A 19,667-nucleotide genomic window follows, 5' to 3' on the forward strand; every position below is an offset into this window, starting at 1 on the left:
TTATTTCAGCAATTGTTTAAATTTTTGAATTAACTCCTCATTACCAAATGGTAGGCCTTGAATTTTATTAAACTGTAAAATTTCAAAATCATTAAAATTCAACTTTAGCACTTTTGCGAATTGCCCGTTGTTCAATTCACAAACTATAATCTTTTTAAATCGTTTTAAAACCTCTTCTGTATTTTTAGGTAAAGGATTAATGTAATTAAAATGCGCTAGACCAATACTAGTATAACCTTTTTCTCTGATACTTTTTATGGCAGAATATAATGATCCAAACGTACCGCCCCAACCTATTACAAGTAGCTCTCCTTCATCAATAAATTCAGATTTAAGCTCAGGTATTGAGTTTTGGACACGCTTAATTTTTTCGGCTCTTATCTTTACCATATACTCATGATTATCTGGCACATAAGACACATTGCCACTAACTCTATCTTTTTCCAAACCACCAACCCTATGTTCTAAACCAGGTGTTCCTGGTATAGCCCATGAACGTGCCAAGGTATCTTCATCTCTATCATATGGGTGCCAACCTTCTTGGTACTCATGAATTATATTGGTTTTAATCTCTGGCATATCTTTAACAGACTTAATCTTCCATGGCGCTGAACCATTAGCAATATAGCCATCGGTTAGTAAAACCACAGGAGTCATGTGTTCTAGGGTTAGTTTAGAGGCTTGATAGGCAAAATCAAAACAATTAGCAGGGGTACTGGCTGCTATTACAATTATAGGGCTCTCTCCATTCCTTCCATATAATGCTTGGAGTAAATCTGATTGTTCTGTTTTTGTTGGTAATCCTGTTGAAGGCCCTCCCCTTTGCACATTAACAACCACTATTGGCATTTCAATCATCATAGCTAAACCTAAGGCTTCCCCTTTTAATGCTAAACCTGGCCCTGAGGTTGTTGTAATAGCTAAATTACCAGCAAAGGAAGCTCCAATTGCAGACGTAATTCCAGCAATCTCATCCTCAGCCTGAAATGTTTTTACACCGAAATGCTGATGTTTTGCAAGTTCATGAAGAATATCTGATGCTGGAGTTATAGGGTAAGACCCTAAAAATAAATCTAAGCCACTTTTTTCAGAAGCCGCTAAAAACCCCCAAGCTGTAGCTGTATTACCCATTATAATTCTATAGGTGCCAGGTGCCATTTTTGCGGGTGCTACACCATAGGAATTAGGAATTAACTCCAACGTTTCGGCAAAATAATATCCAGTATTTAAAACTTTGGTATTGGCTTCAATCAGTTCGGGTTTAGTACTAAACTTCTTCTTAAAAAAATCTATGGTATGATCAGTAGATCTATTATACATCCAATATACCATACCCAAGGCAAACATATTTTTGCTGCGGGTAATACTCTTATTATCTAAACCTTCAATATCCTTTAAAGCTTCTTTTGTTAATGATGTCATAGCAACCTCTATAACCTGATAATTTTCTAAACTACCATCTTGAAGAGGGTTAGTATCATATTGCGCTTTATCTAGATTCTTTTTTGTAAATGCATCAGTGTCTACAATTATAGTATGTCCGGGTTTAACAGCATGTAAGTTTGTCTTTAAACCAGCTGGATTCATGGCCACTAATAAATCTACTTCATCTCCTGGTGTATTGATTTCAACACTTCCTATGTGTACCTGAAAACCGGACACACCATATAAACTTCCTTGAGGCGCTCTAATTTCTGCTGGATAATTTGGAAAAGTAGCAATATCATTACCAAACATTGCCGAAGTATCTGAAAACTGTGTTCCAGTTAATTGCATTCCATCTCCTGAGTCACCAACAAATCTAATAACAACTGCATGGAGTGTTTTTGGTTGGGGATTAATCTTAGTTGTTGTCATAAACCAAAAAAATTAAAAAATCTATTTGAACTTATAAAAAATCTGTAATTTTAGCATTAAGTAAGTATTGAAAGTAATTATATTTTCTTCCTAGAAATATGAAGTTTGTCATAGAAACATTTCAAAACAAAATGTATTTTTACAAATCATGTCTTAAAAATAAATAAATTATGGCTATTATAATAACAGATGAATGCATTAATTGTGATGCCTGTATTGTAGAGTGTCCTAACAATGCTATTTATGAACCAGACCAAGAATGGGCTTATTCTGATGAAACTGCTTTAAGCGGTATTGTTACACTTCCAAACGGAGAAGAAGTTAATGCTGACGACATGAATGAACCCGTTTCTGATGAATTCTATTTTATTGTACCAGACAAATGTACGGAGTGTAAAGGATTCCATGAAGAACCGCAATGCGCATCTGTATGCCCTGTTGATTGTTGTATTCCTGATGAAGACCATGTTGAGTCTGAAGAAGAATTACTAGCTAAAAAAGCCTGGTTACACGCAGAATAAACTTCTGGTATTTAAACGTTATAACACAATGTTATTATAAAAAGATTGCAAAAGGCTTCTCTTAGTGATAAGCCCTCTTTTCTTGTCTCCTTATTAATAATGCCTCAAAATGATAATTATCATAGTCTTTATAGGGTATTCTAATTAAATTTATACAATTACTTAATTACAAGAACTTAAACAGCAACCTATATTTACAGGTCTGTACTAGGCTAGAACCTCTATAATTTGTTTTTTATAAAACCGTTAAAAACAAAATATGTGAGGAATAATAAGGACAAGTACTATTCTTAAACTTTATGTATTATGGATTCTAACGCGGATAAACTTTTTTTGACAGCCAAGAAGAAACTCAACGAGGCTAACAAAGAATTATATAAACCAGAAGAAGATATTGTAGCATATTCTGTATGCAAAAATTCTCAATATGCTATAGATAATTATTTAAGAGGATTCTTAACAAAAAAAGGCATTGACTCTAGTGGTTTAGAGACTATCTCTCAACTTTATGAGGCGTGCAAAAAAACAAATAAGAACTTTGAAAAAATTGATTTAACAGACTTTCAATGTATCTATCATACAATAGACTCAAAATATTGTAGTGAATACGCTAAAGTTAACAGCTGCTTTGCTACTGCCGATAATTTGGATACTTTTTTAAGGAAAGAAAAAATTATTTGATGTTTACTAATTCTTATTAAAACAACATATGTTTAATTAAGATTTAGGCTTCTATATTTACAACTTCTACAATTTGTGGAGCATACTTTTTTATAGTCATTTCAACACCAGATTTTAAAGTCATTTGATTCACAGTACACCCAACACAAGCACCTTGTAATTGCACTTTAACTAATTTATCATCTTCAATAGACAACAAAGAAATATCTCCGCCATCACTTTGTAAAAACGGACGTATTTCGTCCAATGCCTTTAATACATTTTCTTTAATTTCTTCTGAAGTCATCTAATTTATTTATTTTTTTTTACTGCCGAACAACCTGCCATGGTTGTAATTTTTATAGCCTCTGTTGGCGGTAAATTATCATTACGTTTTACCACTTCTTCAACCACATTTTGAGTCAACTTTTCAAAGGCCTGCTCCAATGGTGTTAATGTTTGTAACGCCGCTGGACGACCAACATCACCAGCTTCTCTAATACTTTGCACCAAAGGAATTTCACCTAAAAAAGGCACTTTTAAATCCTCTGCTAAATTTTTAGCTCCTTCTTTACCAAAAATATAGTACTTATTATCTGGTAATTCTTCGGGAGTAAAGTACGCCATATTTTCAATAATTCCTAAAACAGGTACTTGAATACTATCTTGTTGAAACATAGCCACACCTTTTTTAGCATCGGCCAAAGCAATATTTTGTGGTGTACTAACCACAACAGCCCCTGTAATTGGTAATGACTGCATAATGCTTAAATGAATATCGCCTGTTCCTGGAGGCAAATCCAATAACAAGAAATCTAAGTCTCCCCAATGCGCATCAAAAATCATTTGATTTAATGCCTTTGCTGCCATAGGACCACGCCATACAACCGCCTGATTAGGTTGAGTAAAAAAACCTATTGATAAAACTTTTACACCATAGTTTTCAATAGGTTTCATTTTAGATTTCCCATCTACATTAACCGCCAAAGGTTTTTCAGCTTCCACATCAAACATAATAGGAATAGATGGCCCATAAATATCGGCGTCTAATACACCTACATTAAAACCCATTTTAGATAAAGATACTGCTAAATTTGCTGTAACCGTAGACTTACCCACACCACCTTTACCAGAAGCTACAGCAACTATATTCTTTATACCAGGGATTGGTTTCCCTTTGATAACATTAGTCTTTGGCTTTTCAGGAGCATCAACTTTTACATTCACTTTTATTTTAGCTTTTTCGTAAACTTGCTCATGAATGGTTTTTAAAATATCTACTTCAGTTCTTTTTTTAGCCTGTAAACTTGGATTATTTATTGTAATATCTACTACAACTTCATCACCAAATGTTACTACATTTTTTATAGCACCACTCTCTACCATGTTTTGTCCTTCTCCAGGAACTGTAATACTTTCTAGGGCCTTTAATATTTCCTGCTTGTTAAGCTTCATCATTATTCAGATTAATTCTAAAGAACAAATATAATCATTACAGCAAGAAGATTGAAGACAGAATCCAGAAGTTTTATTTATTATTCAATGTAAAATATTTATACTTTGAAAGCGGTATGATATTTGTGCGTAAAATATGTCTAAACACCACACCAATGCAACGAAAACTAGGATTCCTTTTTCTACTTATTTTTACTTTTAGCGCTAGTTTTTCACAGAGTAAAATTGAAAAATCTGAAACAAGTTTAAAAAAGCAAAAAAACAATGCATCTACTTCCACAAAAAGAAGTCATAATTTAAACAATGATAACGATAGTTTTGGTGAAATGCTTGTTATAGAAACTTTTGGAAGGTTAGCTATAAATATTATAGCTTATACTGCTTACGGTATTTTAGTAGAAATGCCTTTTGAGAGAGATAGCCCCAGTAGTTCTGCTATTTTAACCAAACACCCTTATTTAAATTCTAACAAGGGAAATTACAGCTATGAATGGAATGATTATTCTGCTGTGGGGAGAACCACCATTTCATCTAGGTATGTTTTTGAAAACACCCAACTAAATGGTAATCACGTAAATGTTGATATTCGGTTTTACAATAGATTAGCTTTAGAGCTAGATTATCTTCAACTTTGGGAGAACAACCCTAATTTTGGATACCAAACATTAGCTATTTACACGGCTTTAATTAAGTATCATAGAATTCGAACCAAACAATTTGATGGCTGGTGGGGGTTAGGAGCTTCTTATGTTGATGGTAATGTAGATGACTTTGGATTCTCTTTGGGATTAGGAGCAGAACTATTCCTTGGCAAACCTATTAGTATAGAAGCAAATTACAACCAAACTTTTATAAACAACAATGCTATAAATAAGTTTACCGCCTTAATGAATTATTATAATAGACCGTTTAAACTGAGTGGCGGCTACCAATCTTTGAAAATTGGAGATCAGATATTTTCAACCCCCACCATTGGTTTGAGTGTATCGTTTTAATCCAATTAAAGTTCTTTGGAAGGGTCCCAAAATACGTTTCTAAAATCTTGAATTTGGTTATCTTTTACTTTAATACCTTCACTTTCCAACAACTGTTGCATAAGATTGGTGCCATCAAAATGATGTTTTCCAGTAAGCAACCCTTTTCTATTAACTACTCGGTGTGCAGGCACATCTTTCCCATCAGAGCCATTTAGAGCATAACCTACCATTCTAGCGCTTCTGGTGGCTCCCAGATACTTAGCTATAGCTCCATAACTTGTTACACGCCCATGAGGAACTAAACGTGCTACTTCAAAAACTTTATCAAAAAAACTTAAAGTTTCAGATTTCATTATTTAAAGTTCTTTAATGATATTAACTAAAGTAACTACTGAAATAATTCCGGTAATACCACCAATAATATAGTTCATATTTTTTTGAGAGGTAAACGATTTACTTTTAATCTTATCAAAAAAGAAAATGTACATATACAACATAACAAAAGTACCTGAAGCAGCACCTGCTACATAAGAAATGATACTTATTTGCTCAAAATTCAACCATCCAACAGAGGCCATAGTAATGGTCATATAAGCCTGATAAGGTATAGGAAACATATTGATAGCAGACATTACCATTCCTTGAAAAAACCTACTGTGCTTGCTTCTAATCTTAGGAGTAATTTGCTGAGTTGGTGTAGACTTTGCGATGAATAAAAAGTAAACAGTAATGAGCACAAAAATAACAAAAGCAACCCGCTGAAGTACATCAACAACCTCTGGGTGGTTAGTTAAATATCTTGCAAAAATAGCGGCTATATAAGTTTGAACCACTACAATAGCACAAACACCAATTGAAAAAACAATCCCTCTACTATGCCCTTCTTTTAGGCTTATTTTAGCTGCCGTCATGTTTAACAATCCTGGAGGAATAACACCAATTAGTGCAATAAACAACCCTATAAAGAAGATAAAAGTAATATTCAATACTAGTTAATTTTAAATCTAATATACGTAATAGGTTTGTTTTGCTCAAGGTATTGCGATTCATAAAATGTTTGAATAGCAGTTACCTCAACAGGACTCCCCTCCTGTTTATAAATATCATGGTTTGCATACAAAACCTCATGGCCTGCCCCGTGTAAAAGCCCTAAAGTATACCCATGCATAAACTCACTATCGGTTTTTAAATTAACAATCCCCTCTGGTTTAAGTACCTTTTTATATTTTTCTAGAAAAGCAATATTGGTCATACGGTGTTTTGTACGCTTGTATTTAATTTGAGGATCTGGAAACGTAATCCAGATTTCATCTACTTCGTTTTCTGCAAAAGCATATTCAATAAGCTCAATTTGTGTACGCAAAAAAGCTACATTCTGAATATTTTCTTCAATAGCGGTTTTGGCTCCTCTCCAAAAACGTGCTCCTTTAATGTCTATTCCAATAAAATTCTTATTGGGATATTTTTGAGCCAAAGCTACAGAGTATTCGCCTTTTCCACACCCCAACTCTAAAACTAACGGGTTGCTGTTATTAAAAACATCAGTTCTCCAATTACCTTTTAACTTATAATTAGCACTTATAAGTTCGTCTCTTTTGGGTTGATATACGTTTGAAAAAGTATCGTTTTCCTTAAATCGTTTTAACTTGTTTTTACTTCCCACTTAATTTTTAACTATTTCTTAGTATTTGAAAATATTTGGTAAAATTAAGGAAATATACAACAGCGTTTATATGCTTATTTTTGTTTTTAAAGTTTTAGCAATATTTAAAATGAAAAAACGGATTTTGGTTGCGCCTTTAAATTGGGGACTAGGACATGCCACTAGATGCATCCCAATAATAAATGCTTTATTGGAACTTAATTTTGAGCCCATAATTGCCAGTGATGGTGTTGCATTAACACTTTTACAAAAGGAATTTCCAAAGCTATCATCTATAGAACTTCCTTCGTATAATATAACGTATGCAAAAAAAGGTAAAAACTTTAAATTTAAGTTAATAAAGGATGCCCCAAAACTTTTAAATGCTATTAAATCTGAAAAAAAAGCTACTAAGGATATTGTTATAAACCACAACATTTCAGGAATAATTTCAGATAATAGACTGGGGGTTTACAGCAAAAAAGTACCAACAGTATTCATTACACATCAGTTAAATGTTTTAAGCGGAAATACGACGTGGTTGAGCACCAAAATGCATGAGAAATTTATAAAGAAGTTTGATGAATGCTGGGTACCTGATACTGATGCAGACATTAACTTAAGTAGCAAATTAGGACACCCCGATGACTTTAAAATACCAACAAAGTATATTGGCCCTTTAAGCAGATTTGAAAAGCAAACAGTAAAACCAGTTAATAAAATTTTAGTTTTAATTTCAGGGCCAGAACCCCAACGCACCCTTCTTGAAGAAAAACTTTTTTGGGAACTAAAAAATTATCCTGAAAAAGTTGTATTTGTTAAAGGGGTCATGGAGAAAAAACAAGTTGTTGAAGTCATTGGAAATATAACTGTATATAATTTTATGACTTCTAAACTATTGGAAAAAACCATTAACGAAAGTGAATTAGTCATTTCAAGGTCTGGTTACACTACGGTCATGGATTTAGCGAAACTAAATAAAAAAGCATTTTTTGTACCAACCCCTGGGCAATTTGAACAAGAGTATTTAGCTAAACAACTAACACAACTTAATTTAGTCCCTAGTTGTAAACAAGATGATTTTACAATTACCAAAATTGAAGATATCGACAACTTTGAAGGCTTAAAGGCATTTGATTTTAAGGTAAATTTCAAAACGCTATTTAGCCTTTTCGAGCGTGAATGAAAACTCGCTGCCAACACCGTACTCACTTTCTACATAAATTTTTTCATTGTGTGCTTCAATGATATGCTTCACAATGGACAGTCCTAAACCAGAGCCACCTTCTTTTCTAGAACCACTTTTATCTACTCTATAGAAACGCTCGAATAAACGTGGTAGGTGCTCTTTTTCAATACCTTCTCCATTATCTGTAACCCTGACTATTACCTTATTTTTTATGAGGTTTTCTATACTAACCTCGGTAGTTCCCTTTATTCTTCCGTATTTAATTGAGTTTACAACTAAGTTTGTTAATACTTGCTGAATACGCTCTTTATCTGCATTAACCATAATTGGTTTTTCATAATCAGTATCAAAAGTTAAGGTTATTTTTTTCTTATTAGCCTTCATCTCAAACATATCAAAAACGTTTTCAACCAACTCAATGATATTGAATGTTTCAATATTTAAGCTTAAATCACCCACTTCTAATTTGGTAATCATATCTAGGTCTTTTACTATATATCCTAGTCTTTCAATGCCTTTACTTGCTCTCTGAAGATACTTTTCTCTTACCGCTTTGTTATCAATAGCACCATCTAACAAGGTTTCAATATAACCTTGAACGGTAAAAAGTGGAGTCTTTAACTCGTGCGATACATTACCAAAAAACTCTTTACGGTATTGCTCTCTAACTCTTAAGGTTTCTATTTCTATTTTCTTATCCCTTGCGTACTTATCAATTTCCTGTGTTAGGGTTCTCATATCAGTAGTAATCGCACCTTTGGTTAAACTCGCCGATTCTAAAAGTGTTAAATCGTCATATATTTTTTTCACCCGTTTGTAAATAAATTTTTCTACCCTAAATTGTATTATTAAGAAAGAAAAAAGATAAGTACACAACGTTATACCTAAAACATAATACCATATAAACTCAAAGAAATAGAATAAAAAAACACTCGTTAAGAGCGTTATAAATATGGTAATGTAAAGCGACGTGTTTACAGCAAACTTATAAGATTTTTTAAATTTTGTCTGCATTTGGCATTAATCAACAAACTTATAACCAACGCCTTTTATGGTTTTAAAACTGTCGTCTCCTAATTTTTCACGTAGTTTACGAATATGAACATCAATAGTTCTACCACCAACAACAACTTCGTTACCCCACACGGTATCAAGAATTTCATCGCGTTTAAAAACTTTCCCTGGCTTTGATGCCAATAAAGATAATAATTCAAATTCTTTTCTAGGTAAAACTATCTCTTTACCTTTTGAAATAACCTTATACTCATCTTTATCAATCACTAAATCACCTGCTTTAACTGTATCTGGAGTTTCCTCTTCTTTGTACCTTCTTAACAAAGCTTTCACCTTACTAACCAATACTTTTGGTTTTATTGGTTTTGTAATATAATCATCAGCTCCAGCGTCAAAACCAGCAACTTGAGAGTAATCTTCACCTCTAGCAGTTAAAAATGTAATTATAGAATTTTTTAAATCAGGATTTTTTCGAATAAGTTCACAAGCTTCAATACCATCCATCTCTGGCATCATAACATCCAAAATGATTAACTGAGGTAATTCTTTCTTTGCTTTTTTTACAGCTTCAAAACCGTTCTCTGCAGTAATAACCTGATAGCCTTCGGTTGATAAATTATAGCCAACTATCTCTAAAATATCGGGTTCATCATCAACTAATAGAATCTTAATATCCTTCTTTTTCATTTAAAATTAAATTTCTAAAAAGTAAATATAAAACTAATACCCTAATATAATGAATATCGTGTAATTAATAACGTTATAGTAACAAACCACTTACCAAAACTTAACCTTTCGCCCAAAAACGCAAATCTTTAACAAACTTTTTGGTATAACTTTTGTTGCTATTCATTAATTTTAAATTACAATTGATGTAGTGTATGAGAAAAAGCTACTTTTTAACCTTTTTTGTCTTTTTGGTACTAATATTAACTTCACACCTTAGTGGAGCTCAAGATTTTACCAATGCTAGTTCTATTAAGGAAAATATTGAAGGTTTATCAATATACCCCAACCCAGTGAGCAGTGGCAGAACTTTTATAAACATAACTTCCAAGCAAAATCTTTCTAAAAAAATTGAATTTTTTAACGTTTTGGGAAAGCGAATTTATTCTACAAATTTAGTTGACAAACAACTAAATATTACTAATTTAAACAAAGGAGTTTATATTTTAAAAATTACCGAAGGTGACGTTAGTGAAACCCGAAAATTAGTCATAAAGTAACTTGAATGTTATATCATAGTTAAAAGTCAGCCTTACAGGCTGACTTTTTTAGTTTTTACTAAGATTTTTACTTAACTTAAAGGACTTAATTTAATTCATCCATAATTATGAAAAAACTTTACTTTTTATTCTTTGCTCTATTAACAGCATCGTTAAGTTTCTCTCAAGGCACAGAGACTTTTGATAATTTTGCCGAAACTGGATCATCTTATGCCGACGGCACTTTTACAGGGCAAGATGGCTCTTCATGGACGTACGTACAATCTAGAGGTGACCAAAGTATCACTGGAAAATCTTTAATGTTGGGAAGAAACCGAACACCTCAGGCTGAGGTATATTCTGGAACCATTTCTGGTGGTGTTGGAACAATAAGTTTTAATTACGAACAAGCCTTTTCTACCGACGTAAACTTAAATATTTTAATAAATGATGTTGTTTATGGTAATGTTACGTCTTCTGGTGAACAAGGTGTCACTAAACCATCTGGTTCAATTACTGTAAACCAACCAGGAGATGTTGTAATTAAATTTATTAGCGTAAATAATAGTGATGGGCAAGTAACAATTGATGATATTACTTGGACTGGTTATACTGGTTCTGCAACTCCTACCATTAGTACAAGTACTGGAGTATCAGGATTGTTTTATTATGAATCCTTAGGACCTTCTGATTCTGACACATTTACGGTTTCTGGTATTAATTTAACTAATGACATTACAGTTACTGCACCTACGAATTTTGAAGTTTCTTTAGATAATACAAACTTTAATTCTTCTGAAACTATAGGTCATAGTGGTGGAACCGTGAATACCACAACCATTTATGTACGATTAGTTTCCGGGTTACTTAATGTCAATAGTCCATTTTCAGATAATGTTACTGTTTCCTCAACAGGTGCAATATCAAAAATAGTTTCTGTAGATGGTGCTGTTGGTCCAGATGATCCATTAATTAGTTATTCAGGTGGCTTAAGTAATTTTAGTTACACCGAAGGTTCAGGTCCTTCAACATCAGATAGTTTTGAAGTTTCAGGGATGTTCTTAACAGACGATATTACAATTACTGCACCTGCAAATTTTGAGGTTTCTGCTGATGGTGTTGATTTTTTTCCTTCCGGATCTTTATCCCCAGACGGCAGTGGCAACGTTGTTACAACTACAATTTATGTTCGTTTAGCTGAAAGTTTATCTGTTAACTCATATTCTGGAAATGTGGAGTTAACATCCCCTGGTGCTATACAGAGAAACATTGCTGTCACAGGAGATGTTAACCCAGCAGCTACTTGCCCCAATATTGGAGACATCATTATAACAGAAATTATGCAAAACCCAGCTAATGTAGCTGACGGAAGTGGGGAATATTTTGAAGTATATAATACCACAATGTCTGCAATTGATATGATTGGCTGGATTATAAGTGATGCTGACACCGATTCTCACACTATTATCTCAAATGTTCCCGTACCTGCTATGGGATATGCCGTTTTCGGCATCAATAGTGATTCAGGCACTAATGGTGGTGTTACTGTGAATTATCAATACTCTGGAATTTCTCTATCTAATGGTGCAGATGAAATAATTTTAACTTGTAGTTCAACAATTATAGATCAAGTTTATTATGATGGAGGCCCTAATTTCCCAGATCCCACCGGTGCTAGCATGGAATTATCTACAACTGCAATGAATGCTACTGATAATGACGCAGGAGCTAATTGGGGTACTTCTACTGGAGGCCCATTAACTGCAGGTGACTCTGGAACGCCTGGTTCCGCAAATAGCTTTACGCTTTCAAATGAAGACTTTGCTATTAAAGGTTTTAAACTTTACCCTAACCCAACAGATTTGGGCTATGTGACCATTTTAAGTAAAAACAACTCTAAGATGGACATTTCTGTGTTTGATATGATTGGAAAAGAAGTTCTAAGAAGTGCTGTAACTAATAATACTTTAAATGTTTCTGCTTTAAACACTGGTATTTATATATTAAGAGTATCTCAAGATGATGCTACTTCAACAAAGAGATTAGTTATTAAATAACTTAAAATTACACATTTTAAAAGCGTTGCATAAAGCAGCGCTTTTTTATTTTATATACTTTTGCTCTCGATACAATTTTCTTGACTTCGACTGCGCTCAGTCTGACAGAAAAACACTCGAACTGACGATATTTTAAATGATAGACCAAAACTCAATTTTCAATATTAAAACCGAACAAGCGTTTAATCAAAAAGCTCTTGAAGTTTTCAAATTTCAGTTTGAAAACAACAGGGTGTATCGTTCTTTTTGTGATTTAATGTATAAAACCCCAAGTGATGTTCAGTCTATAAAAGACATTCCGTTTTTACCCATTCAATTTTTTAGATCGCATGAAGTTTTAAGTTCAAATAAAACTATTGAAGCGGCATTTACAAGTTCTGGAACTACTGGAAACCTTACAAGTAAACACCATGTAACCAATTTAAAAATATATGAACAAAGTTTTAATCTTGGTTTCAAACAGTTTTACGGAAACATAAAAGATTATATTATTTTGGCCTTGTTACCTTCGTATTTAGAACGGAAAGGTTCTTCCTTAATTTATATGATTGACTCCTTAATAAAACAATCAAATCATACCGAAAGTGGTTTCTATTTAAACAACCTTTCAGAATTAAAGAAAAGACTTACTAAGTTAGATGCTGAAGGGAAAAAAGTGTTATTAATTGGTGTATCTTTTGCTCTTTTAGATTTGATTGAAACCTATCAATTTAGCTTAAAAAATACCATTGTTATGGAAACAGGTGGTATGAAAGGTAGGAGAAAGGAACTCATTAGAGAGGAACTGCATCAAATTTTGAAATCGGGCTTTGGGGTTGACACCATTCATAGTGAATATGGTATGACAGAGCTATTAAGTCAAGCCTATTCAAAAGGCGATGGTATTTTTAATTACCCTAATTGGATGCGTGTTTTAATAAGAGACACTGAAGATCCACTTTCCATACAAACTACCAATAAAACTGGTGGACTAAACATTATTGATTTAGCAAATATAAATTCCTGTGCTTTTATTGCTACTCAAGATTTGGGACGACTAAATGCTGATGATTCTTTTGAAATTATTGGGCGCTTTGACCACTCTGATATTCGTGGATGTAACTTAATGGTCCTTTAGATACTTTCTTTTAAAAAAATTAATGCTTATTGTAAGTTTTTGATGTTCTTAACGACAAAATATGAAAGCTAAGAAAAAGAAAGATTAGTTTTTAATTGGTTGGTTAGTTGTATAAGACCTGATGCTCTCAACATTGGGTCTTATGTTTTTTATACCATTCTCAACAAAAAGTAGTTCTTCTTACCTCGTTGTAAAAGCACAAAGGTATTGTTTATTAAGTCTTTAGAAGTTATACTATAACCTTCTTTTACTTTTTCTTTATTTACAGAAATAGAATTCTCTTTTAAGGCACGTCTTGCTTCACCGTTAGATTTTAAAAAGCCTCCTTTTTCGGCCAAAGCACCAATAATATCTAACCCTTCTTCAATATCAGAAGCTTCAATTTCAGTTTGTGGTACACCGTCAAAAACATCTAAAAAGGTTTGCTCATCAAGTTGTTTTAAATCATCTCCAGTAGAATTTCCAAACAAAATATTACTTGCTTTAATAGCATTTTCTAAATCAGCTTCTGAATGTACCATTTTCGTAATTTCTTCAGCTAATCGCTTTTGCAAAACCCTTAAATGAGGTGCTTGATTATGTTCTTTGATTAAGGTATTTATTTCGGTTTCATCTAAAAAGGTAAAAATCTTAATATATTTTTCGGCATCTTCATCCGATGAGTTCAGCCAATATTGATAGAATTTGTAAGGCGATGTTCTTTTAGGGTCTAACCATACATTCCCGCCTTCAGACTTTCCAAATTTAGAACCATCAGACTTTGTAATTAACGGACACGTTATGGCAAACCCCTTTCCGCCAGAAATTCGCCTAATCAACTCTGTTCCAGTAGTAATATTTCCCCATTGATCACTACCTCCCATTTGAAGTGTACAACTGTTAGATTTGTATAAATGAAGGAAATCATACCCTTGAACCAACTGGTAAGTGAACTCTGTAAAACTCATACCCTCTGATGAATCTGATGAAATTCTATTTTTTACAGAATCTTTAGCCATCATATAATTTACGGTAATATGTTTACCCACGTCACGAATGAATTCAAGAAATGAAAAATCTTTCATCCAATCGTAATTATTAACTAAAACAGCGGCATTATTGGCATCACTTTCAAAATCTAAAAAATGGGCCAACTGCTCTTTTATAGCTTCTTGATTATGACGAAGAGTGGTTTCATCTAATAAATTACGCTCATTAGACTTACCAGAAGGATCACCAATCATACCTGTTGCACCTCCAACCAAAGCTACTGGTTTGTGCCCACAACGCTGATAATGAGCCAAAATCATAATAGGCACTAAATTACCAATATGTAAAGAATCTGCTGTAGGATCAAACCCTATGTAGGCACTCTTCATCCCTTCCATTAAATGTTCTTCAGCACCAGGCATAACTGTGTGAATCATACCTCTCCATGTTAATTCTTCAACAAAATTCTTTATCATTTCATTTGGTTTAAATTACACCTTATTAAAAGCCATTATTAGGTTTTGTAAAACAGTGCAAATATAAAAATCAATGCATAATTACTATGGTATTCTGAATAATTCTTTACTTTAGTTGCATGATTTTAGTAACAGGTGGAACAGGGTTGGTAGGCGCCCATTTGCTATATAAATTAGTTAATAACCATGCAAAAGTTAAGGCTATTTATAGAAACGAACGCAAACTGGACAACGTGAAAAAGGTATTTTCCTGTTATACCGAAGATTTTCAAAAACTATACAATAATATTGAATGGATTAAAGCCGATATTTTAGATGTACCTGCCTTAACAGAAGCACTATCAAACATTGAACTAGTTTATCATTGTGCTGCTTTTGTCTCTTTTGAACCCGATAAATACCATCTTTTACGAAAAACAAATATAGAAGGCACTGCCAATATTGTTAATCTTTGCTGTTCTTATAATATAAAAAAATTATGTTATGTAAGTTCTGTTGCTGCTTTGGGGCAGAGCATTAACAATGAACCCATTGATGAAGACACGGTTTGGAATCCAGAAGCAGACAATCACGTATATGGCATAACTAAATATGGAGCCGAAATGGAAGTATGGCGAGCTAGCCAAGAAGGACTTGATGTGGTTATTGTGAATCCTGGAGTTATTATAGGACCAGGTATTTGGAGGTATGGTTCTGGAAGCCTATTTAAAAAAGCTGCCAAAGGATTTAAATATTACACTTCTGGTTCGGTTGGATTAGTTTCTGTTTATGATGTAGTTGATATAATGTGTAAGCTAATGGAAAGTAATATTGTTAATGAACGCTATGTTTTAGTTGCTGAAAGTTGGAGTTATCGTAAATTTCTAGGTGCTTTATCAAAATCTGTTAAACGCAAACCACCTAAACAAAAAGCAAGTTTTTTCTTTTTAAAAATTATATGGAGAATAGATTGGTTAAAGACTAAATTAACAGGCAAAAGGCGCCAATTAACAAAGCATATTGTAAGGTCTTTAAATACCAAACAAAACTACAATAGTGACAAGGTTAAAACCATTTTAAACTACTCCTTTAGTCCAATAGACCAAACTATAAAAGACGTTGGTTCTATTTATCAAAAACAGGTGTAATTAATTTACCTTCTTTCTCTATTTCAGGAAGCGGGTGGTTTTTACGCAACGAATCTTTTATTCTAAAAACCGCTGATGAATCAATACCTTTTGAAAGTTTTATAGAGTCTCGTTTTTTTAAAATAGCATCAAGTGAGTCCTTACTTTTCTGTTCTGCTTTTTTCCGCTCTTCTTCTCGTAATGCCGTGTAATGTTCTTTAAGCTTATCTAAACTATCTTTTACTATCTGATAAATTTCCTCATAATCTTTAATATTATAAGTGTAGTATGTATTGCTTTCTGCAAACTGTGCACTATCTATACTGTACTTATTATAAATATAAGTATTGGGATAAACGCCACTATCTTGCATTGTTTTTTTATTAACACCATTAGCTGTTGCTATTAATTTGGCATCAATTAAAATGTTAACCATTTTCTTTTTAGAAATTAAAAGCTTAGGCTTTTTAGGGCCAGAGCATGCAACTATAGTTAAAATGGAAGCAAGCAGTAGAAGTAAGCGTTTTAAAATCATCTATTAAAAGTTAAGCGCTTAGCAAATTTCACTTCACTAAACTTTGAGTTTTGATAAGCAATCTGCCCATTTACAAAGGTATGCGTAATTCTTGATTTAAAGGTAGATCCATCAAAAGGTGACCATCCACATTTGTATAGTGTATTTTCTTTGGTAACCGTCCATGGGTTATTTAAATCTACCAAAACTAAATCTGCAAAATACCCTTCCTTTATATAGCCTCTTCTACTTATATCAAACAAAATAGCAGGATTATGGCACATTTTTTCTACTATTTTCTCTAGAGAAATTTTACCTCTATGATACATTTCTAACATAGCCGGTAATGCATGTTGTACTAATGGCCCTCCGGATGGTGCTTTAGTGTAAACGTTTTTTTTCTCCTCTATAGTATGTGGAGCATGATCTGTAGCAATAACGTCAATTCTATCATCTAATAAAGCTTCCCAAAGTAGTTCTCTATCACTCGCCTTTTTCACGGCAGGATTCCACTTTATTAATGTTCCTTTTTTCTCATAATCTTCATCTGAAAACCACAAATGATGAATACAAACCTCTGAGGTTATTTTTTTGTCTTTCAAAGGAACACTGTTGTCAAATAAATTGGTTTCCTTTCCTGTAGATAAATGAAAAACATGTAATCTTGCACCCGTTTCCTTAGCCAATTCTATTGCCTTAGAAGATGACAAATAACAGGCTTCTTCACTTCTAATAATGGGATGTTGTTTGATTGGAATATCATTACCATACTCATCAATATGTTTCTGTAGGTTTTTCTTAATAGTATTTTCATCTTCACAGTGCACCGAAATACGCAAGTTTGTATTTGAGAAAATCTTTCTTAATACCTCTGGATCATCCACCAACATATTCCCTGTTGAAGATCCCAAAAACAATTTTAATCCAGCACACTGATTTACATCAAGTTTTAAAATTTCGTCTAAGTTATCATTCGTTCCACCAAACATAAATGAATAATTAGCTGAAGAGCTTTTAGCCGCCATAGCAAACTTTTCTTCTAATTTTTCAATAGTAGTAGTTTGCGGGTTGGTATTAGGCATTTCAATAAAAGATGTAATTCCACCAGCAATAGCCGCTTTAGATTCTGTTTCAATATTGGCCTTATGGGTTAATCCAGGCTCCCTAAAATGTACTTGATCATCAATAGCTCCGGGCAATAAATATTTACCTTCAGCATCCATAACCAAAACATCTGCAGACCTGGGAGTTAATGAGGTTCCAACCTTTTTAATATATTCACCTTCAATTAATACATCGCCATTAAAAACATCGCCTTCATTTACAATGTTAGCATTCTTGATAAGTATTTTTTTCACCCCTTTAAATTTTAATCGTTATTTTATGTTAATTATAAAATTGATTGTAACGTATGTTTACTTTTTTAAAAGACTCTTCAGTTTCATTGATATCACTCCAAAAATAGCTTCTGAAATAATACCACCACTTAATTTAGATTCTCCTTTGGTTCTGTCTGTAAAAATTACAGGAACCTCAATTATTTTAAACTTATTTAAATAAGTCTTGAACTTCATTTCAATTTGAAATGCATACCCTATAAACTTGATAGCATTCAAATCTATTGTTTCTAAAACCTTTCTTTTGTAGCATACAAAACCCGCCGTAGTATCATTAATTTTCATACCAGTTATAAACCGAACGTATTTTGACGCACAATAAGACATTAACACCCTGCCCATAGGCCAATTAACCACATTCACACCTGTTATATATCGTGAACCAATAGATAAGTCGGCCCCATGAACTGCACATGCATCGTATAACTTCTGTAAATCTTTTGGATTATGAGAAAAATCGGCATCCATTTCAAATATGTATTGATAATTTTTATCTAAACACCATTTGAACCCATGAATATAAGCAGTTCCTAAACCAGACTTTTCTTGTCTTACTTCTAAAAACAATCTGTTAGAAAAAGTCTGTTGTAATTCCTTAACTTTTAAAGCCGTTAAATCTGGAGAATTATCATCAACAACAAGAATATGAATAGCATTAGACTGTGAGAAAACAGCTTTAATGATAGCCTCAATATTCTCAATTTCATTGTAAGTTGGAATGATAACAATGGCTCCTGTCATTCGTAATCAGTTACGCTTTTTACTTTTAACAAATGTACATTAATAAGCTATTATTTATTTTAAATATTCCTTAATTATTTAGACATCTTATTTAAGAATTTATGATAATTTTACAACATGCTTAGAGAAATTGCATCAAATGAGTTATTTACAGTTTTATTGATTGCAGGACTTATTGTTATTGCCATTGCTAAGTTAACAGATCCCAGACGATTTAATGAGTTTATATTGGTTATAGGCAATTCTAAATACTTAAAAATATATGCCCGTGAGCAAAAATTTTTTGATGTATTTGATGCACTTCTTTTTGGTAATTTAGTTATTTCTTCTTCTGTATTTATATATGTTATTTTTCAATTTATATCTGAGAGTAATCAAGTTTCCATAAACGCACTTTTTAAACTAGCCATTGGTGTAGCCTCTTTTTTCTTAATAAAAGTTTTAATAGAACGCCTTATTGGGAGTCTTTTTGAAATAGATAAGTTAGTAGACGGGTACCTTTTTCAAAAAATTAGTTATAAGAATTATTTAGGCATTTTACTATTACCAATGAATGCTATTTTACTCTACAGTTTTAAGTTATCGTTACCCCTAATTTACACCATCATTATTATTTTGTTAATAGTGAATATTATTGGGCTAATAACCTCTTTTAAAACATATCAAAGTTTAATAAAACAACATTTTTTCTATTTTATTTTGTATCTTTGCGCTCTTGAAATAGCACCCTATATTATATTGTATAAGGTGTTTATGACCTAGAACAAAGA

At 32.7% G+C, this 19,667-nt stretch carries 21 protein-coding genes; 9 read left to right on the forward strand and 12 right to left on the reverse strand.

The window, feature by feature from the left end:
• On the reverse strand, positions 1 to 1,857 hold the full coding sequence (locus tag E1J38_RS02830; protein ID WP_133355951.1) for a 2-oxoacid:acceptor oxidoreductase subunit alpha: 1,857 nt from the start codon (positions 1,855 to 1,857) through the stop codon (positions 1 to 3).
• Between the two features lie 170 nt (positions 1,858 to 2,027).
• On the opposite strand from E1J38_RS02830, the gene E1J38_RS02835 reads away from it, so the two are divergent.
• The gene (locus E1J38_RS02835) at positions 2,028 to 2,378 is read left to right on the forward strand and encodes a 4Fe-4S dicluster domain-containing protein (protein WP_133355950.1); all 351 of its coding nucleotides are present in this window, start codon (positions 2,028 to 2,030) and stop codon (positions 2,376 to 2,378) included.
• A 306-nt stretch (positions 2,379 to 2,684) separates the two neighbouring features.
• On the forward strand, positions 2,685 to 3,059 hold the full coding sequence (locus E1J38_RS02840; protein ID WP_133355949.1) for a HEPN domain-containing protein: 375 nt from the start codon (positions 2,685 to 2,687) through the stop codon (positions 3,057 to 3,059).
• A 43-nt stretch (positions 3,060 to 3,102) separates the two neighbouring features.
• On the opposite strand, the gene E1J38_RS02845 is transcribed toward E1J38_RS02840, so the two are convergent.
• Positions 3,103 to 3,345 (reverse strand): NifU family protein, encoded by a 243-nt coding sequence (locus tag E1J38_RS02845; protein ID WP_133355948.1) that lies wholly within the window; start codon positions 3,343 to 3,345, stop codon positions 3,103 to 3,105.
• 5 nt (positions 3,346 to 3,350) lie between these two features.
• Positions 3,351 to 4,493 carry an Mrp/NBP35 family ATP-binding protein gene (locus E1J38_RS02850; RefSeq protein ID WP_133356003.1) on the reverse strand — a complete coding sequence of 381 codons (1,143 nt, stop codon included), beginning with the start codon at positions 4,491 to 4,493 and terminating at the stop codon, positions 3,351 to 3,353.
• Between the two features lie 155 nt (positions 4,494 to 4,648).
• On the opposite strand from E1J38_RS02850, the gene E1J38_RS02855 reads away from it, so the two are divergent.
• Entirely contained in the window at positions 4,649 to 5,488 is an 840-nt protein-coding gene (locus E1J38_RS02855; RefSeq protein ID WP_133355947.1) for a hypothetical protein, read from the forward strand.
• 5 nt (positions 5,489 to 5,493) lie between these two features.
• Here E1J38_RS02855 and E1J38_RS02860 read toward each other — a convergent pair whose 3' ends face one another.
• The 3 genes from E1J38_RS02860 to trmB are packed head-to-tail and all read right to left on the reverse strand — an operon-like array spanning position 5,494 to position 7,133.
• A complete protein-coding gene (locus E1J38_RS02860) occupies positions 5,494 to 5,823 on the reverse strand; it encodes an MGMT family protein (RefSeq protein ID WP_133355946.1) in 330 nt (109 codons plus the stop codon).
• 3 nt (positions 5,824 to 5,826) lie between these two features.
• Positions 5,827 to 6,456 carry a LysE family transporter gene (locus E1J38_RS02865; protein WP_133355945.1) on the reverse strand — a complete coding sequence of 210 codons (630 nt, stop codon included), beginning with the start codon at positions 6,454 to 6,456 and terminating at the stop codon, positions 5,827 to 5,829.
• 2 nt (positions 6,457 to 6,458) lie between these two features.
• Positions 6,459 to 7,133 carry a tRNA (guanosine(46)-N7)-methyltransferase TrmB gene (gene trmB / locus E1J38_RS02870; protein WP_133355944.1) on the reverse strand — a complete coding sequence of 225 codons (675 nt, stop codon included), beginning with the start codon at positions 7,131 to 7,133 and terminating at the stop codon, positions 6,459 to 6,461.
• A gap of 109 nt (positions 7,134 to 7,242) precedes the next feature.
• Between trmB and E1J38_RS02875 the strand changes: the two genes are divergently transcribed.
• A complete protein-coding gene (locus tag E1J38_RS02875) occupies positions 7,243 to 8,298 on the forward strand; it encodes a glycosyltransferase (RefSeq protein WP_133355943.1) in 1,056 nt (351 codons plus the stop codon).
• Here E1J38_RS02875 and E1J38_RS02880 read toward each other — a convergent pair.
• Both E1J38_RS02880 and E1J38_RS02885 read right to left on the reverse strand, forming a co-directional pair.
• The gene (locus tag E1J38_RS02880; protein WP_133355942.1) at positions 8,272 to 9,315 is read right to left on the reverse strand and encodes a sensor histidine kinase; all 1,044 of its coding nucleotides are present in this window, start codon (positions 9,313 to 9,315) and stop codon (positions 8,272 to 8,274) included. The two genes, E1J38_RS02875 and E1J38_RS02880, sit on opposite strands and share 27 nt — an antisense overlap.
• Before the next feature lie 6 nt (positions 9,316 to 9,321).
• Positions 9,322 to 10,002 (reverse strand): response regulator transcription factor, encoded by a 681-nt coding sequence (locus tag E1J38_RS02885; RefSeq protein WP_133355941.1) that lies wholly within the window; start codon positions 10,000 to 10,002, stop codon positions 9,322 to 9,324.
• Between the two features lie 230 nt (positions 10,003 to 10,232).
• Here E1J38_RS02885 and E1J38_RS02890 point away from each other — a divergent pair, with 230 nt between their 5' ends.
• From E1J38_RS02890 to E1J38_RS02900, 3 genes are all read left to right on the forward strand, one after another.
• Positions 10,233 to 10,541 (forward strand): T9SS type A sorting domain-containing protein, encoded by a 309-nt coding sequence (locus E1J38_RS02890; protein ID WP_255449773.1) that lies wholly within the window; start codon positions 10,233 to 10,235, stop codon positions 10,539 to 10,541.
• A 107-nt stretch (positions 10,542 to 10,648) separates the two neighbouring features.
• Entirely contained in the window at positions 10,649 to 12,577 is a 1,929-nt protein-coding gene (locus E1J38_RS02895; protein ID WP_133355939.1) for a T9SS type A sorting domain-containing protein, read from the forward strand.
• A gap of 136 nt (positions 12,578 to 12,713) precedes the next feature.
• Entirely contained in the window at positions 12,714 to 13,694 is a 981-nt protein-coding gene (locus tag E1J38_RS02900) for a LuxE/PaaK family acyltransferase (protein ID WP_133355938.1), read from the forward strand.
• Between the two features lie 149 nt (positions 13,695 to 13,843).
• Here the strand turns inward: E1J38_RS02900 and tyrS are convergent, their stop codons facing one another.
• Positions 13,844 to 15,139, reverse strand: coding sequence for a tyrosine--tRNA ligase (gene tyrS / locus E1J38_RS02905; protein ID WP_133355937.1), 1,296 nt, complete (start codon positions 15,137 to 15,139; stop codon positions 13,844 to 13,846).
• A gap of 119 nt (positions 15,140 to 15,258) precedes the next feature.
• On the opposite strand from tyrS, the gene E1J38_RS02910 reads away from it, so the two are divergent.
• Positions 15,259 to 16,266: an NAD-dependent epimerase/dehydratase family protein gene (locus tag E1J38_RS02910; RefSeq protein WP_133355936.1), complete on the forward strand. Its 1,008-nt coding sequence runs from the start codon at positions 15,259 to 15,261 to the stop codon at positions 16,264 to 16,266.
• Here the strand turns inward: E1J38_RS02910 and E1J38_RS02915 are convergent.
• The 3 genes from E1J38_RS02915 to E1J38_RS02925 are packed head-to-tail and all read right to left on the reverse strand — an operon-like array spanning position 16,244 to position 18,897.
• Positions 16,244 to 16,780: a DUF4296 domain-containing protein gene (locus tag E1J38_RS02915; protein WP_133355935.1), complete on the reverse strand. Its 537-nt coding sequence runs from the start codon at positions 16,778 to 16,780 to the stop codon at positions 16,244 to 16,246. The two genes, E1J38_RS02910 and E1J38_RS02915, sit on opposite strands and share 23 nt — an antisense overlap.
• A complete protein-coding gene (locus tag E1J38_RS02920; protein ID WP_133355934.1) occupies positions 16,777 to 18,117 on the reverse strand; it encodes a dihydroorotase in 1,341 nt (446 codons plus the stop codon). The genes E1J38_RS02915 and E1J38_RS02920 overlap by 4 nt, the downstream gene beginning before the upstream one ends.
• A gap of 57 nt (positions 18,118 to 18,174) precedes the next feature.
• Entirely contained in the window at positions 18,175 to 18,897 is a 723-nt protein-coding gene (locus tag E1J38_RS02925) for a polyprenol monophosphomannose synthase (RefSeq protein ID WP_133355933.1), read from the reverse strand.
• A 117-nt stretch (positions 18,898 to 19,014) separates the two neighbouring features.
• On the opposite strand from E1J38_RS02925, the gene E1J38_RS02930 reads away from it, so the two are divergent.
• A complete protein-coding gene (locus E1J38_RS02930; RefSeq protein WP_133355932.1) occupies positions 19,015 to 19,659 on the forward strand; it encodes a DUF4271 domain-containing protein in 645 nt (214 codons plus the stop codon).
• Positions 19,660 to 19,667 lie beyond the last annotated feature (8 nt).

Source organism: Seonamhaeicola sediminis (assembly GCF_004358095.2).
Lineage (GTDB): Bacteria > Bacteroidota > Bacteroidia > Flavobacteriales > Flavobacteriaceae > Seonamhaeicola > Seonamhaeicola sediminis.

Coding starts and splice junctions, on each gene's coding strand:
- E1J38_RS02830 (WP_133355951.1), bottom strand. CDS start 1,857: ATGACAACAACTAAGATTAATCCCCAACCAAAAACACTCCATGCAGTT.
- E1J38_RS02835 (WP_133355950.1), top strand. CDS start 2,028: ATGGCTATTATAATAACAGATGAATGCATTAATTGTGATGCCTGTATT.
- E1J38_RS02840 (WP_133355949.1), top strand. CDS start 2,685: ATGGATTCTAACGCGGATAAACTTTTTTTGACAGCCAAGAAGAAACTC.
- E1J38_RS02845 (WP_133355948.1), bottom strand. CDS start 3,345: ATGACTTCAGAAGAAATTAAAGAAAATGTATTAAAGGCATTGGACGAA.
- E1J38_RS02850 (WP_133356003.1), bottom strand. CDS start 4,493: ATGAAGCTTAACAAGCAGGAAATATTAAAGGCCCTAGAAAGTATTACA.
- E1J38_RS02855 (WP_133355947.1), top strand. CDS start 4,649: ATGCAACGAAAACTAGGATTCCTTTTTCTACTTATTTTTACTTTTAGC.
- E1J38_RS02860 (WP_133355946.1), bottom strand. CDS start 5,823: ATGAAATCTGAAACTTTAAGTTTTTTTGATAAAGTTTTTGAAGTAGCA.
- E1J38_RS02875 (WP_133355943.1), top strand. CDS start 7,243: ATGAAAAAACGGATTTTGGTTGCGCCTTTAAATTGGGGACTAGGACAT.
- E1J38_RS02880 (WP_133355942.1), bottom strand. CDS start 9,315: ATGCAGACAAAATTTAAAAAATCTTATAAGTTTGCTGTAAACACGTCG.
- E1J38_RS02885 (WP_133355941.1), bottom strand. CDS start 10,002: ATGAAAAAGAAGGATATTAAGATTCTATTAGTTGATGATGAACCCGAT.
- E1J38_RS02895 (WP_133355939.1), top strand. CDS start 10,649: ATGAAAAAACTTTACTTTTTATTCTTTGCTCTATTAACAGCATCGTTA.
- E1J38_RS02900 (WP_133355938.1), top strand. CDS start 12,714: ATGATAGACCAAAACTCAATTTTCAATATTAAAACCGAACAAGCGTTT.
- tyrS (WP_133355937.1), bottom strand. CDS start 15,139: ATGATAAAGAATTTTGTTGAAGAATTAACATGGAGAGGTATGATTCAC.
- E1J38_RS02910 (WP_133355936.1), top strand. CDS start 15,259: ATGATTTTAGTAACAGGTGGAACAGGGTTGGTAGGCGCCCATTTGCTA.
- E1J38_RS02915 (WP_133355935.1), bottom strand. CDS start 16,780: ATGATTTTAAAACGCTTACTTCTACTGCTTGCTTCCATTTTAACTATA.
- E1J38_RS02925 (WP_133355933.1), bottom strand. CDS start 18,897: ATGACAGGAGCCATTGTTATCATTCCAACTTACAATGAAATTGAGAAT.
- E1J38_RS02930 (WP_133355932.1), top strand. CDS start 19,015: ATGCTTAGAGAAATTGCATCAAATGAGTTATTTACAGTTTTATTGATT.